The 15,031-nt window shown below is 73.9% G+C and carries 9 protein-coding genes and 1 riboswitch; of the genes, 2 read left to right on the top strand and 7 right to left on the bottom strand.

Annotation, left to right across the window (positions count from 1 at the left end; all coding sequences use genetic code 11):
- The 3 genes from ACIRQ9_RS26690 to ACIRQ9_RS26680 all read right to left on the bottom strand — a co-directional run.
- A partial coding sequence (locus ACIRQ9_RS26690; protein ID WP_404178443.1) for an amino acid adenylation domain-containing protein occupies positions 1-3,714 on the bottom strand: 3,714 nt, incomplete at its 3' end.
- 289 nt (positions 3,715-4,003) lie between these two features.
- Positions 4,004-5,305: an MFS transporter gene (locus ACIRQ9_RS26685; protein WP_404178440.1), complete on the bottom strand. Its 1,302-nt coding sequence runs from the start codon at positions 5,303-5,305 to the stop codon at positions 4,004-4,006.
- A gap of 591 nt (positions 5,306-5,896) precedes the next feature.
- The gene (locus ACIRQ9_RS26680; protein WP_404178437.1) at positions 5,897-6,490 is read right to left on the bottom strand and encodes a TetR/AcrR family transcriptional regulator; all 594 of its coding nucleotides are present in this window, start codon (positions 6,488-6,490) and stop codon (positions 5,897-5,899) included.
- A 196-nt stretch (positions 6,491-6,686) separates the two neighbouring features.
- Here ACIRQ9_RS26680 and ACIRQ9_RS26675 point away from each other — a divergent pair, with 196 nt between their 5' ends.
- Entirely contained in the window at positions 6,687-7,868 is a 1,182-nt protein-coding gene (locus tag ACIRQ9_RS26675) for an FAD-dependent oxidoreductase (protein ID WP_404178434.1), read from the top strand.
- Between the two features lie 37 nt (positions 7,869-7,905).
- On the top strand, positions 7,906-9,042 hold the full coding sequence (locus tag ACIRQ9_RS26670) for a serine hydrolase domain-containing protein (RefSeq protein WP_404178431.1): 1,137 nt from the start codon (positions 7,906-7,908) through the stop codon (positions 9,040-9,042).
- A gap of 249 nt (positions 9,043-9,291) precedes the next feature.
- On the opposite strand, the gene ACIRQ9_RS26665 is transcribed toward ACIRQ9_RS26670, so the two are convergent.
- The 4 genes from ACIRQ9_RS26665 to metE all read right to left on the bottom strand — a co-directional run bounded on the left by ACIRQ9_RS26665 (position 9,292) and on the right by metE (position 14,441).
- Positions 9,292-10,443: a hypothetical protein gene (locus ACIRQ9_RS26665; RefSeq protein WP_404178427.1), complete on the bottom strand. Its 1,152-nt coding sequence runs from the start codon at positions 10,441-10,443 to the stop codon at positions 9,292-9,294.
- 185 nt (positions 10,444-10,628) lie between these two features.
- Positions 10,629-11,234: a CGNR zinc finger domain-containing protein gene (locus ACIRQ9_RS26660; RefSeq protein ID WP_404178424.1), complete on the bottom strand. Its 606-nt coding sequence runs from the start codon at positions 11,232-11,234 to the stop codon at positions 10,629-10,631.
- A 125-nt stretch (positions 11,235-11,359) separates the two neighbouring features.
- Positions 11,360-11,836 carry a hypothetical protein gene (locus ACIRQ9_RS26655; RefSeq protein ID WP_404178421.1) on the bottom strand — a complete coding sequence of 159 codons (477 nt, stop codon included), beginning with the start codon at positions 11,834-11,836 and terminating at the stop codon, positions 11,360-11,362.
- A 286-nt stretch (positions 11,837-12,122) separates the two neighbouring features.
- Positions 12,123-14,441, bottom strand: a complete 2,319-nt coding sequence (gene metE / locus ACIRQ9_RS26650) for a 5-methyltetrahydropteroyltriglutamate--homocysteine S-methyltransferase (protein ID WP_404178418.1) — start codon at positions 14,439-14,441, stop codon at positions 12,123-12,125.
- Between the two features lie 167 nt (positions 14,442-14,608).
- Positions 14,609-14,834: riboswitch (cobalamin riboswitch) on the bottom strand.
- Positions 14,835-15,031: the final 197 nt, after the last annotated feature.

The following is a 15,031-nucleotide window of genomic DNA, read 5'->3' as shown; positions in this document are numbered from 1 at the left end:
CATCCATTGCATGCGGTTGGTCCAGCCGGCGTGGGTGGAGGCGACGCCCTTGGGTGTGCCGGTCGACCCGGAGGTGTAGTACACCGAGATCAGGTTGTCCCCCGTGACACCGTTGTCCACGGCCGTCGGCGAGGAGCCGGTGAGCGTGCCCGGCCCGCAGTCCAGGACCGTGAGCGACCCGGCCGCACCGGCCGCCAGCGACTCGGCGCGCTGCCCGTCCACACAGATCAGCGGGGCGCCCGCGTCCTTGAGCAGGGTCACCACCCGGCCCACCGGCAGGTCGGGGTCGAGCGGCAGGAACGCGCCGCCCGCCTTCACGATGGCCAGGAGGGTGACGGCCATCTCGGCGGAGCGGTCCATCCAGAGGCCGACGGGGGTGTCGGCGACGACTCCGGCCTCACGGAGGCGGGTGGCCAGGTGGTTGGCGCGGCCGGTGAGTTCGGCGTAGGAGAGGGTGCTCTCGGAGTCGGTGACCGCCGGCGCGTGCGGGGTCGCCGCCGCCACCGCGTCCACCAGATCCGTCAGCAGACCGCCGGGGTACTCGACACGTTCGCCCAGCCCGCCGCCGAGCGCCGGCAGGTCGCGCTCCGCGGCGCCGGACTCCAGCCCGATGCGGTCCATCGGCCGCTCCGGGTCGGCGACCGCCGACCGCAGCAGGGTGATGTAGTGGTCCACCATCCGCCGGATGGTGTCCTCGTCGAACAGCGACGAGGCGTACTCCCAGATCAGGGTGATCCGGTCGCGGTCCGGGTGGTCATCACGGCCGGCCCGCTGCTGGGCCCGCGGCACCACCACGATGTTCATGTCCATCTTGGACGAGCCGTTGTGCCGCTCCAGGACGGTGCCCCGCACGCCCCCGAACTCCAGGTCCGGGACGATGGCGTTGTGGAAGCTGAACATCACCTGGAACAGCGGGTTGATGGACGGCACCCGCGGCGGGGCCACGGCCTCCACCAGCCGGTCCAGCGGCACGTCCTGCCAGTCCGAGGTCTCCACCAGAACGCCGTTGACCCGGCGCCGCAGGTCCTCGAAGCCCGGGGAGCCCGAGGTGTCCAGCCGCAGCGGCAGGGTGTTCACCACCATGCCCAGCATGCGCTCGGTCTCCGCGAGCCTGCGGTTCGCGGCACCCGTGCCGACCACCAGGTCGCTCTGGCCCGAGTAGCGGCTCAGCAGGGCCGCGAAGCCCGACAGCATCGAGGCGAACAGGGTCACCCCGGAGCGCTCGCTGGACTCCCGCAGCGCACGGCTGAGTTCGGCCGGCAGCTCGATCCGCAGAGCCGCGCCGTGGAAGGACGGGACACGGGGACGCGGCCGGTCCGTCGGCAGATCCAGGACGAGCGGGGCGTCCTCCAAGTGCCCCTTCCAGTACTCCAGATGACGGTCCAGCACGTCGTCGCGCATCCAGGCGCGCTGCCAGGCGGCGAAGTCGGCGTACTGGATGGGCGGTTCGGGCAGCGGTGACGGACGGCCGGCCGCCAGCTCGGGATAGATCGCCCGGATCTCGTCGAGGAGCACGCCGAACGACCAGCCGTCGTGCACGAAGTGGTGCTCCACCTGGACGAGGGTGTGGTCGTCGGGCGCGTGCCGGATCAGCAGCCAGCGGGCCAGCGGCGGGTCGGTGAGCTCGAAGGGACGGCGGATGGTGTCCCGTACGACCTCCTCGGTACGGCGCTCCCGGTCCTCCTCCGGCACGTCCTGGAGGTCGACCACGGGCAGCCGGACCGCCATCGGCGGACGGACCTCCTGCATCGGCGCGCCGTCGACCGTGGAGAAGGCCGTACGGAAGATCTCGTGGCGGCGGACCACCTCGGTGATCGTGGCGCCCAGCGCCTCGGCGTCGAGCGGGCCGCGCAGCCTGATGGTGGCCTGGGCGTTGTAGGCGAGGTTGCCGGGGGAGAGCTGCTCCAGGAACCAGATCCGCTCCTGGGGGAAGGACAGGGGCAGCGGACGGTCCCGGGGCACCCGGACCACCGGCGGCAGCGGCGGCGCGCTGCGGCCCAGCCGGTCCAGCGAGGCGGCCATCCGGGCCACCGTGCGCTCCTGGTAGATGCTCGATATCGGCAGCTCGGTGCCGAACTCCGAACGGACCCGCGCCGCGAGGCGCCCCGCGAGCAGCGAGTGGCCGCCCAGCAGGAAGAAGTCGTCGTCGACTCCGACCCCGTCGATGCCGAGGAACTCGGCGGCGATCTCGGCCAGTCGGCGCTCGGTCTCGGTGCGGGCCTCGGCCCCGCCGCCGCCCAGCCCCAGCGACGCGCGGTCCAGGGCCGGCAGGGCGGCCCGGTCCAGCTTGCCGTTGGGCAGCAGCGGCAGCCGGTCGATCAGCGCGACCGACGGCACCATGAAGTAGGGCAGCCGGCCGGCGGCGAACTCGCGAAGCTCCAGCGGCTCCGCCGACGGCGCCACGGCGTAGGCCACGAGCCGGTCCTCGTCGCCGACCCGGCCGACGACCACCGCGACATCCTGGACGGCGGGGTGTTCGCGCAGCACGGCGGCGATCTCGTCGGGCTCGATGCGGAAGCCGTTCAGCTTGACCTGCTGGTCGATGCGGCCGATGAAGTCCAGTTCGCCGTCGGGCGTCATCCGTACCAGGTCGCCGGTGCGGTAGGCCCGCTCGCCGGGGGCCTCCGGGTCCGGCACGAAACGGTCGGTGGTCAGATCCGACCGGCCGATGTAGCCGCGGGCCACCCCCTCGCCGCCGACGACCAGTTCACCGGGCTCGCCGGGCGCCACCGGGCGCAGCGACTCGTCCAGGACGTAGAGGCGCACGCCGTCGATGGCCCGGCCGATGACCGGCTTGCCGCCGCCCGGCACGGTCCGGGACACCGAGGCCCACACGGTGGTCTCGGTCGGGCCGTACGCGTTGAACATGGCACGGCCCGGCGCCCACCGGTCGACCAGCTGCTGGGGGAGCGCCTCACCGGCGCACACGATCGTCTCCAGGTGCGGCAGTTCCCGCTCCGGCACCATCGCGAGCACGCTCGGCGGCAGGGTGATGTGGGTGATCCGGGCGTCGGCGAGGAAGTCGCCGAGGCCGGGCCCGTACAGGACGTCGCGGCGCGGCGGCAGGACCAGGGTGGCGCCCGAGCACAGCGCCATGGTCAGCTCGAAGACGGACGCGTCGAAACTGGGCGAGGCGAACTGGAGCACCCGGTGGCCCGGACCGACGGTGAACGTGGAGCGCTGGGCGTCGGCCAGGTTGGCGAGCCCGCGCTGGGTGAGCGTCACGCCCTTGGGGCGGCCGGTGGAGCCGGAGGTGTAGATGACGTAGGCCGCGGAATCCGGGCGCAGCCGGGGCAGCGGGAGCGGGCCGGCGGGCGCGGTGTCGTCGGCGGGGTCCGCGAGCGGCACGCCGAGGGAGCGCAGCCACTCGGGCGCGTCCGCGTCGGCGATCACCAGCGCGGCGCCCGAGTCGCTGATCATGTACGACAGCCGGTCGGCCGGGTAGGAGGGGTCCAGCGGCAGCCAGGCGGCGCCGGCGTGGGCGACGGCGAGGACCGAGGTCACGAGGTCGAGGGACGGCTCAAGGAACACGCCGGCCGTCGCCCCCGGGCCCACGCCGAGGGAGCGCAGCCGGGCGGCCAGGGTGCGGGCGCGGGCGTCGAGTTCGGCGTACGTCAGGTGCCGGTCGCCGAGCTCTGCCGCGGGGCGGTCGGGGGTTGCTGCTGCTTGCCGGAGGAACTTGTCGAGGAAGTGTCCGGAATCTGCTGGTGTCACGGAAGTCTCCATGAGGGGCGGTGACGGACGGGCGAGGACCGGGGGACGGGGCGTTCCGCGGGCGGCCCGGGGGCCTGCCGCGGAACGCCCCCGTCCCGGTCGCCCTGCTTCGGCGGTTGCGGGCAGACGCGGGCGGACGTCCGGGGAAAGGGAGGGTGCGTGCGAGCTGCGTGAGCGGTGCTGCGACGGCGATCATCGATCGGTACAAGAACGCTAACCGCGCCACGACGGCCGGAACGGCACTGTCAGAGGCAGTCTGGGCGGCACTTCCGGCTGCCGGTTGTGCCGCTCAGGTCTCCTGGACGGCCTCGGGCGGGGTCCTGCGGGACAGCGGCGAGGGCAGGATCCACAGGCAGGCGGTGAGGGCCCCGGCCGCGGCGATCCACAGCGTCGTCCGCAGCCCCAGCGGCCCGGCGACGGCACCGGCGAGCAGCGCGGCGAGCGGCCGCATGCCGAGGTTCACCCCCTGGTAGGCCCCGAACACGCTGGACCGCATGGCGTCCGGGACCTGCGAGGTCAGCAGGGTCGCGGCGGTGATGTCGATCCAGATGACGCCCATCGCCGAGCCGAACTGGGCGCCGACCAGCATCGGCAGCACCGTGCCCTCCGACCCGTGGGCCGCCGGGATCAGCAGCAGCGGGGCGGGGGTCGCCAGGCAGCCGAGCAGGAACGTCCGCCCCACCCCCAGACGTCGTGTGAGCGGGGTCGCGGAGACGGCGCCCACCACCGCGCCGACGGCTCCGGCACCCAGCACCGTGCCCAGCAGGCCCGCGCCGAGGCCGAGCGTGGTGGTGGCGTACAGCACGAAGAGGGTGGTGGTCACGAAGCAGAAGAAGTTGACGGTGGCGGTGGCGGCCAGCGCCGCCCGGATGGTCCGGGAGCGGACGATGAACCGGCCGGCCGCCCGCAGCCGGGCACGCTCCTTCGAGGGCGTGGCCTCCTGGGGCGATATCCGCGCCAGCTGCACGGCCGAGACGAGGTAGGACACCGCGTCCACCAGCAGGGCGACGGGCGCGGAGAACAGCTGCACCAGGAAGCCGCCGGCGCTGGGGCCGACGACCTTCGCCATGGCCCGGCTGCCGCTGCCCAGCGAGTTCCCGGCGACGTACTGCTCGGGCGGCACCAGCGCCTTGAACACCGGGGGGTTGCACACCTCGAAGAGGACGGACAGCAGCCCGACGCCGAACGCCACCGTGAACAGGACGGTGAACGTCAGCGTGCCGAAGGCGTACACGAGAGGAAGGGCGAGCAGCAGCGCGAAGCGCCCCAGGTCGGCGGTGATCATGACACGGCGGCGGTGCCTGCGGCGGTCCGCCCACAGTCCGGCGTACGGCCCGAACAGCAGGTGCGGCAGCCAGACCGCGGCGCCGAGGTAGCCCATCTGGGCCGCGCCCGCGTGCACCACGGTGACGGCGATGAGGGGGATGGCGAGGGCGGACACCTGGTCGCCGAGGTACGAGACGGTCTGCGCGGTCCAGTAGCGGCGGAACGCGGTGTCGCGCAGCAGGGCGGGGATCCAGGACAGGGCACGGGGGACAGCGGCCGGTCGGGTCGTGGGGGCGGCGGTCTCCTCGGGGGCGGACACGTGCACGGGAAGGCCTTCCTGTGGTCGTCGGGCATGACGTGCGGCGGGATGCCCGTGGACGCACGGCATGCCGGGACCTGGGAGGACCGCCCGGCGCGGGGCGCGGGCCTGTCGGGGGCACGGCATGGCACACGGCCACGACCGTTCGACGACCCGGCAGCCCGGGAGCGCGTGACCCGGCCGGGGTGAGGTGTGGACCGCCCGTCCCACCCTTCGCACCCACCGGCCGAACCCCCACGATAGCGCGCCACCCCCCCCCGCGCCGACTCCCCCCGTCCGCCCGAACCCCCGCTACCCGCAACGGACTTCGACCGGCGCGGGCCGACGCCCGCCCCGGCCCGGTCACCTCACCGGGCGGTGCCGGCCTCCTGCGCCGCCCGGTCATGGCGGGCGTCCGTCCCGTACGCGACCGGCACGACACCGCGCCCGCCGTGCGCTTTTCCCTGTGCCGACCAGGTGCGGGAGGGGAGTCGCTTCACCGCGTGCTCCGGAACTCGCGGCCGCCGTGGGGGAGTCGGTGATGGAACCGGACGCGCGCGGCCAAAAACGTGGGCAGGCGCCGGAGTCCGGCCCTGAAAGGGCCGAGGGCCCTTCCTCTCACGCGCCGTCGGACGCGCCGGGTGCCCGCCAGCCACGGGCGAGGATGTCGAAGACCTCCTCGACGGCCGCCCTGTGGTCCCGCTGCCGCTGGGCCAGGGCGGGCACCTCCAGGACGAAACGGGCCAGGGTGGCGCAGGCGAGGTGGTCGTGGGACACGCCGTACTCGTCGGCGATGGCCGCGGCGAGCGTGTCGGTGTGCCGTGTCCACATGCGTTCGGCGTAGGCGCGCAGCGCCGGCGTGGTGTTGACCAGGCGGGTGAACTCCGTCCGTTGGGGATGCGCGGCGATCGGCAGCCAGGTGGCTAGCACGTGCTCGCGCAGGGCGTCGAGGACGCTCAGGCCCGCGGGCCGCTCCCGCACGGCCGCGGCCAGACGCGCGTCCGTGCTCTCCTCCTGGTCGAAGACGAGTGCCTCCTTGCCGGTGAAGTGCTTGAACACCGTGGCCGTCGACACGTCCGCGGTCTCGGCGATCTCCTTGATGCTCACGTGGTCGTAGCCGCGCTCCAGGAAGAGTCGGAGTGCGGCGTCGGCGATCGCCTGCCGGGTGGCGGCCTTCTTGCGTTCCCGGCGGCTGACAACGGGCTCGGTCATGCCGTGAGCCTATCCGAACGTGCCACCCGAACAAGAGTTGTCACATTCTACTTTTCTCTCTACTCTACTTTTAGAAGCTGACGAGCAGATGTCGTCCGCGGCCCCTCCGGACGTACGGACGTGACACCGCGGCCCGACCCCCGCGACGCCTTCCGGCCACCGCGCCCCCGCCTCACCCACCGCCATGGAGACACCCATGACCTCACCGCACCCCGCTCACGCCCGGATCAGCGTCGTCGGAGCCGGCCCCGGCGGACTGACCTGCGCCCGCATCCTCCAGCAGCACGGCATCGAGGTCACCGTCCACGACCGCGACACCGGCCCCGACGCCCGCGACCAGGGCGGCACCCTGGACCTGCACGCCGACAACGGCCAGATCGCCCTGCGCGAGGCGGGCCTGCTCGCCGAGTTCTTCGCCCTGGCCCGTCCCGAGGGACAGGAGATGCGCCAACTGGACCCGACCGGCGCGATCACCTCCCACCGCGTCCCCGGACCCGACGACATGTTCAAACCGGAGATCGACCGGGGCCGCCTGCGCGACCTGCTGCTCGACTCCCTGCGACCCGACACGGTGCGTTGGGGCCGACGCCTCGACCACGTCGGCGGACCCGCCCGCGGGCCGCGCCTGCTGCACTTCACCGACGGCACCACCGTCGAGGCCGACCTGGTCATCGGCGCCGACGGCGCCTACTCCCGGGTACGCCCGGCCGTCTCGGCGGCCGTCCCGCGGTACAGCGGGGTCAGCTTCCTGGAGGCGTGGTTCTCCGACGTCGAGGCCCGGCACCCCGACATCGCCGACCTGGTCGGCCAGGGCGGCGCGCACGCCGCCGACGGCGAGCGCGCCGTCTTCGCCCAGCGCAACGGCGGCGACCACATCCGCGTCTACCTGATCCAGCGCGTACCGGCCGACTGGATCACCGCGAGCGGCCTGGCGCCCGGGGACACCGACGCCGTCCGCGCCCTGCTCCTGGAGCGCTACGCCTACTGGTCGCCCCGCCTGCGCCGGCTGATCACCGACAACGACGGCCCCTACGTGGACCGTCCGATCCTCGCCCTGCCCGTGCCGCACACCTGGCCGCACGACCCGACCGTGACCCTGCTCGGCGACGCCGCCCACCTCATGCCGCCGCTCGGCGTCGGCGTCAACCTCGCCATGCTCGACGCGAGCGACCTCGCCCTGTCCCTGGCGAACGCGGCGACCGTCGAGGACGCCGTCCGCGCCTACGAGGAGATCATGCTGCCCCGCTCCACCGAGACCGCCCGGACCCTCGAAGGCGGCGCCGAGCACCTGTTGACGACCGAGACCCCCGACCTCGGCGACGACACACCCGGCCCCGGCCCCGCCGCCGATGAGTTTCGCGCGGACGTACGGTCCTAGAGGCGTATCCCGCGCCGACCACGAGAGGCCGAGTCCGATGAGCCAGCTGACCGCGCTGTTGGAGAAGTACGTCGCCGAGGGGGCCTTTCCCGGGGCGGTGGCCGTGGTCGACCGCGCCGGGGACGTGGAGACCGTGGCCGTGGGATCGGCCGGCCCCGCGGACCCGGCCCCGCTGCGGGCCGACGCCCTGTTCCGGCTCTCCTCGGTCACCAAGCCGGTGACCGCCGCCGCCGTGCTGGCGCTGGTCGACGACGGCGTCCTCACCCTGGACGCGCCGATCGCGCGCTGGCTGCCCGAGCTGGCGTCCCCGGTCGTCGTCCGTACTCCCGCGAGCGGACCGGACGACCTGGTGCCGGCCGCCCGTCCCGTCACCGTCGAGGACGTCCTGTCGTCGCGTTCGGGCTGGGGCTTCGGGGCGGACTTCGCCGCGCCTGCCGTGCAGCCGCTGTTCGCGGACGTCGCCGTGTACAACGGCGGTCCGCGGCCCACGGCGACGCCGGACGAGTGGGTCGCCGGGCTCGCCGGCGTCCCGCTGCTGCGCCAGCCCGGTGCCGCGTTCCTCTACAACGCCAGTTCCGACCTGCAAGGCGTCCTCGTCGCCCGGGCGGCGGGGCGCTCGCTGCCGGAGTTCCTGGCCGAGCGGATCTTCGAGCCGCTCGGGATGGCCGACACCGGGTTCGCCGTACCGGCAGCGGACCGGCACCGTCTCACCCCGTACCACCGGGCGGACGCCGACGGCACCCTTACCGTCGCCGACGCCCCGGACGGCGCCTGGTCCACCGAACCCGTCTTTCCCTCGGGCGCGGGCGGTCTGGTCTCCACCGCCGCGGACTGCCTCGCCTTCGGCCGCATGCTGCTGGCCGGCGGCGGCACCGTGCTCTCCCCGGAGTCCGTCCGCCTGATGACGACCAATCACCTCACCGCGGCCCAGCGCGAGGAGGGCTCCGTCTTCCTTCAGGGCCAGGGCTGGGGGTACGGCGGCGCGGTCGACGTCGACACCACGCAACCCTGGAACGTCCCGGGCCGCTACGGGTGGGTGGGCGGCACCGGCACCGCCGCCCACATCGTCCCGGCCACCGGCACGGTGACCGTCCTCCTGACCGCCCGCGGCCTGCCGGGACCCGCCTTCCCCTCCTGGATGCGCGACTTCTGGACCTGCGCCGCGACCGCCTGACCCTCCCGTGCCGCGGTCCATGTCCGCCGGTCGGCACGACGGCGCCGGGCGACCACGCCGAGACGCAGCACCGGATGGCGGCCGATTCCGACGAGCGCCGTCGCCGACAGGTACACCGTCCGCCGCACCGGTCCCAGGCCGTCCATGGAGCCCGGCGGGCCCCCCGCTCAGCGCGGCTTCAGGGCGCTTTCAGGCAGGTCGACGACGGTGAAACCGCCCCTCGGGCCGGGCAGGTTCGGGCCGGGCCGGTCACGCGCGGTGCGGTGCGGGGCCCGGATCCCGTGTGAAGCGTCCCGTGTCGCCGCCGAACGGGGCGGTCATGGCCGCACCGGCTGCGACGCGATCCGGTAGGAGCCGGTCCTCGTACGGGACCGGGGCGGCCCGGTCTTCGGCGGACGGGTGCGGGAGCGGGGCGGACCTGTCCTCGTAGGACACGGCGTGCGGGACCGGGGCGGACGGGTGCGGGAGCGGGGCGGGCTGAGGCGCGGCCGGTGCCGGAGAGCCCTGCCCGGAGGTGCGCACGGCCAGCAGGATCGCGGAGCCCGCGCCCCACAGGACGAGCGTCGCCAGCGGGGCGAGGACGTGGGAGCCCTGGAAGTAGGAGATGTCGGCGATGGCGCGGACGGCGGCGCCCGGAGGCATCACCTCCGACAGGGTCCGCGCACCACGGGGCAGCAGGTCGGTGCCGATGGTGGCACCGCTCGTGGAGTTCCCGACGGTCAGCAGGAGCAGGGTGGCCACGGGGATGCCGAGCGGACCGAAGCACGCGGCCAGCATCTTCGTCGTGAAGGCCGCGGCGGCGGCCAGCAGCGCCAGGACGAACGCGAGCGGAAGGTAGGGCGCGGGGACGGCGCCGAGCACGGGCCCTGCTATGGCGGCGGCGACGAGGCCGGACGCCGCGGAGAACGCGGCCATCAGGGTGAAGCGGTGCCGCAGGTGCAGGAGGTTGGCGATCCCCACCACGCTCTGCGCGAGCGCGAAACCGGAGAGGGTCACTCCGAACGACAGGTAGAACCCGGCCAGGCCCCGTGCGTCGTACCGGTCGAGCGGCACGGTGTCGGAGACCGTCAGATGCCGGCCCGCACCGTGTGCGTATCCGGTGGCGAGACGGGTGATCGCGGCGGTCGTGGACAGACCGTTCGCGCCGGCGGTGTCGAGCGCCAGATCCTTGGCGTGCGGACCGCTGCGGAGCACGGCCACGACGTCGCGGTGGAGGAGCGCGTCGTGGGCGGCGCTCGCGGACGCGGCGCGGTGGACGTCGACGGAGTCCCCGAGGGCCTGCTGGACCTGGCCCGCCAGCCGGGTGCCCGTGACCGCCACCGGGATCCGGTGCGGCTGGGGATCGCGCATCAGGCCGACGTAGCAGCTGACGAATGCCGAGACGATGATCAGACCGATCACGAACGGTTGCAGCCAGACACGGACGGGCGGACGGTGCCGGCGGTGAGGGGGGTGAGGGGGGTGGGACGGGGCATGCACTCCGGGTCTCCATGACTGAGGGGGCGATCGACATAGGCGTAAGGCGATTGCTTATGTCGATATTCCTGAACCGCCTCCGCATGTGTCCGGAGTGCCGGGCGGCTCCTTCAGGCCTGGTCGCCTCCGGCCCGCTTGCGGGCCCGGTAGGTGCGCAGGTTGGCCGCGTTGCCGCAGACGTGGACGTCGTGCCAGACGCCGCTGTTGTTGCGGGAGCGGTCGTAGAAGGCGACCTGGCAGCGGGTGTTCCTGCACGCCTTGAGGCGGCGCAGGGTGTCGGCGCGCTGCGCGTCGTACGCCTCGATCAGCGCGAGCGAGGCCGCCCGCCGCCAGCCGGTGCCGCGTGGCTCGACGCGGATGACCCCGTGTTCGTCGAGCCGCAGCGCGGTGGGCAGGGTCACCAGGGAGGCCGCCGTGCCGGGCTCCGCCGCCGGGTCGCCGTGCCGGGCGGGCAGGCTCTCCAGGAGGTCGTGCCGGAAGTCGCGCAGGCTCCGCGCGTCCTCGGCCGTCAGGTCGACGGCGGGCGCCGGCCGCCCGGTCGCGGCACTCCAGCCCGCCAGCGCCTGGTCGAGCCAGGAACGTGCGTCCTCGACGGTCTCCAGGAGATCGGGCTTGCGCGGCTTGCCCGCGGACCGGGTGTTGAGCAGGTCGTGCAGGAAGGCCAGCCCGCCCGGGGCCGGCTCCAGGCCGTAACGGGTGGTCGCGGACCAGGGCATGCGGGGAACCCCCTCGATGGCGTCGCCATGACAACATGACCGTTGCCCGTTCACTTGTTACATCTGCGAGTCTATCTCTCCGGCGTTCCGGTCACAGGGCCCGGACCTCGGACGGGGTGACCGGCTCACCGGCCTCCACCCCGTGCAGGACCCGCGCCAGCACCTCCGCGCCCCGCACCACGCGGGGCCCCGGCCGGCTGAAGTACGACGGCCCGTCGAGGACCCGCACCCGCCCGGCCCGCACGGCCGGCAGCTCCGCCCACCCCCGGCAGGCCGGTCGGCGACGCGGCCTCCCGCAGGGTCCGTTCGGGGGCGAACCCGCACGGCAGGACCAGCACCGCGTCCGGCCGCGCGGCCCGGACCGCTTCCCAGGTCGCCGGTTTCGTGTGCTCGCCGGGCGCCGCCAGGAGCGGGATGCCGCCGGCCGCCGTGATCTGCTCGGGCACCCAGTGCCCGGCCGGCCACAACGGGTCGAGCCACTCGATCGCCCCCACCCGGGGCCGGTCCCGCCCGGCGACCGCCGCGCGGACGCGGTCGAGACGGGCCCGCAGCTCGGCCCGGCGCCGCTCGGCCCGCTCCCGCACGCCGAGCAGCTCACCCACCGTGACCAGGCAGTCAGGACGTCGTCCAGGGTCCGCGGCTCCAGGCTCAGCACCCGGGTGTCCGCGTCGAGCAGCCGTGCCGTCTCGGAGGTCGGCGACGATGTAGGTCGCGGCGGGCAGCAGGGAGACGATGCGCACACCGCGACCCCACGACGGCTCCCGTCCGGCTGCGCGCCCCGGCGCACCGCGATCGTACGCCGACTCCCACGGCCGCCCCGGACGGCGAGGCACCGCCGGCACGGTGCCGGAGCCCGGTCGGTCGCGGCTCCGGCACCGGCCGGTCCCGTCAGGTGGCGGGCAGTTCGTCGCGGACCGTGCGGGCCGCGGCGACCAGGTTCTCCAGGGAGGCGCGGGTCTCGGGCCAGCCGCGCGTCTTGAGGCCGCAGTCGGGGTTGACCCAGAGCCGGTCGGCGGGGATCGCCTTCAGGCCGGTGCGGAGCAGGCCGGCCGCCTCCTCGGGGCTCGGGACGCGCGGGGAGTGGATGTCGTAGACACCGGGGCCGGCCTCGCGCGGGTAGCCGTGCGCGGCGAGTTCCCGGGCCACCTGCATGTGCGAGCGGGCCGCCTCCAGGCTGATGACGTCCGCGTCGAGGTCGTCGATGGCCTGGACGATGTCACCGAACTCGGCGTAGCACATGTGGGTGTGGATCTGGGTGGCCGGACGAACCCCGGAGGTGGTGAGCCGGAACGCCTCCGTGGCCCAGGCGAGGTAGGCGGGGCGGTCGGCGGCGCGCAGCGGAAGGGTTTCGCGCAGCGCGGGTTCATCCACCTGGATGACCGAGGTGCCCGCCGTCTCCAGGTCGTTCACCTCGTCGCGCAGGGCGAGGGCGACCTGGCGGGCGGTGTCCCCGAGCGGCTGGTCGTCGCGGACGAAGGACCAGGCGAGCATGGTGACCGGGCCGGTGAGCATGCCCTTGACCGGGCGGTCGGTGAGGGACTGCGCGTAGGTCGTCCAGCGCACGGTCATGGGCTCGGGGCGTGAGATGTCGCCGGCCAGAATTGGCGGCCGCACGTAGCGGGTGCCGTACGACTGGACCCAGCCGTGCTGGGTGGCCAGGTATCCGGTGAGCTGCTCGGCGAAGTACTGGACCATGTCGTTGCGTTCGGCCTCGCCGTGCACCAGGACGTCGATGCCGGTCTTCTCCTGGAAGGAGATGACCTCCTGGATCTCGGCCTTGACGCGCTCCTCGTAGCCCGCGGTGTCGATGCGTCCGGTGCGCAGGCCGGCGCGCGCGACCCGGAGTTCGGCGGTCTGCGGGAAGGAGCCGATGGTGGTCGTCGGCAGCAGCGGCAGTCCCAGGTGGGCGCGCTGGGCGGCGGCCCGTTCGGCGTACGGCTGGGAACGGCGGGCGTCCGCCTCCGTGGCCGCGGCGGCGCGGGCGCGGACGGCCGGGTCGTTGGTGAGGGGCGATCCGGCGCGGGAGGCGAGGTCGGCACGGTTGGCGGACAGTTCGCCGGTGACGGCGTCCGTGCCCTCGGCGAGTCCCTTGGCGAGGGTCACGATCTCGCCGGTCTTCTGCTTCGCGAAGGCGAGCCAGCGCAGGATCCGCGGGTCGATGTCCCGTTCGGCGGCCGCGTCGAGCGGCACGTGGAGCAGGGAGCAGGACGCGGCCACGTCGACCCGGTCGGCGAGGCCCAGCAGGGTGCCGAGCGTGGACAGCGACTTCTGCAGGTCGTTGATCCAGATGTTGCGGCCGTCGACGACGCCTGCGACCAGCCGCTTGCCGGGCAGTCCGCCGACGGCGGCCAGCGCCTCCAGGTTGCCCGCGGCGGCCTGGGTGAAGTCCAGCGCGAGCCCTTCGACCGGTGCCTCGGCCAGGACGGGGAGGGCGTCGCCGAGGCGGTCGAAGTAGGAGGCGACCAGCAGCTTCGGCCGGTCGGTCAGCGCGCCGAGGTCGCGGTAGGCGCGCTCGGCCGAGTGCAGTTCGGCCGGGGTGCGGTCCTGGACCAGGGCGGGCTCGTCCAGCTGCGCCCACCCGGCGCCGGCCGCCCGCAGGTCGGCGAGGACTTCGGCGTACACCGGCAGGAGCCGGTCCAGCAGGGTGAGCGGTGCGAAGCCGGCGGGGGCGCCGGGTGCGGGCTTGGCGAGGAGGAGGTAGGTGACAGGACCGACCAGGACCGGGCGGGCGGCCAGGCCGAGGGCAAGAGCCTCCGTCAGCTCGGTGACCTGCTGGGCGGTGTTCGCGGTGAAGACGGTGTCCGGGCCCAGCTCGGGCACCAGGTAGTGGTAGTTCGTGTCGAACCACTTGGTCATTTCGAGCGGTGCGACGTCCTGGGTGCCGCGGGCCATGGCGAAGTAGCCGTCGAGCGCGTCGGCGGCCACGGCCTCCCGGTGGCGTTCCGGGACGGCGCCGACCATGACGGTGGTGTCCAGGACGTGGTCGTACAGCGAGAAGTCGGCGGTGGGCACCTCGTGGACGCCGGCGTCGGCGAGCTGCGTCCAGTTGGTGGCGCGCAGTTCGGCGGCGGTGGCGCGCAGGGCGTCGGCGCTGACGCGGCCCTTCCAGTAGCCCTCGATCGCCTTCTTCAGTTCACGATGAGGGCCCTGGCGGGGGTAGCCGTACACGGTGGCCCGTGCTGCCGCGGCTGCGGACTTCGATGTCACGGAGATCTCCTTCGCGAGATGAATCCCTGAGATCCCGGGGACCGGGGGAGCGCGAAGGGTGTGACGCACCGGACGGCGGCGACCTCGCGCGCCAAGGGCGCGGTCGTCCCGTCTGGTATGCACGCCGACCCGCCCACGAGGTCACCGGGGTATCCGCGCACGGAACGGTCCGCGCGCGGGCAGTCGGCAGGTCTTCGGACTCGCGGGCACGCCCTCCGGTCTCCCGGCGGGCACCTACTGGCCGTCGCTTCCCAGGTCCGGTACGTCGGACCCAGTGCGTATGACGGCGTTCGTTCCCACTCACCGCTGCGGGGCAGTCCCGGATTCCCACCGGGTTCCCTCTTACGACGCCCTCTCCGGCTGACAGGGCGAACCAGCTGCTGGGACCAGCCTAGGGGGTATCGCCCGGCGGGGAGGTGCGGCGTCCACGATGCGGAGGGTGACTCAGGACACGAGTGGAATGCCGGGGGGCGGCAGACGCCATCCTCGCGCTTTCCGTCCCTTTTCCCGCATCTCGACAGCCCGGAGAACAGCATGGCCGAGGCGGAACGCCGGGCCGCCACGACCGGAGGCCCGGCGTACGCCATCGA

It is taken from the genome of Streptomyces sp. NPDC101237, from assembly GCF_044767465.1.
Classification (GTDB): Bacteria; Actinomycetota; Actinomycetes; order Streptomycetales; family Streptomycetaceae; genus Streptomyces; species Streptomyces gramineus.
The sequence above is the reverse complement of the archived record's forward strand: the minus strand, read 5'-3'. Positions and strand labels throughout refer to the sequence as shown.

Coding starts and splice junctions, on each gene's coding strand:
- ACIRQ9_RS26680 (WP_404178437.1), bottom strand. CDS start 6,490: ATGACCGAGCCCGTTGTCAGCCGCCGGGAACGCAAGAAGGCCGCCACC.
- ACIRQ9_RS26675 (WP_404178434.1), top strand. CDS start 6,687: ATGACCTCACCGCACCCCGCTCACGCCCGGATCAGCGTCGTCGGAGCC.
- ACIRQ9_RS26670 (WP_404178431.1), top strand. CDS start 7,906: ATGAGCCAGCTGACCGCGCTGTTGGAGAAGTACGTCGCCGAGGGGGCC.
- ACIRQ9_RS26660 (WP_404178424.1), bottom strand. CDS start 11,234: ATGCCCTGGTCCGCGACCACCCGTTACGGCCTGGAGCCGGCCCCGGGC.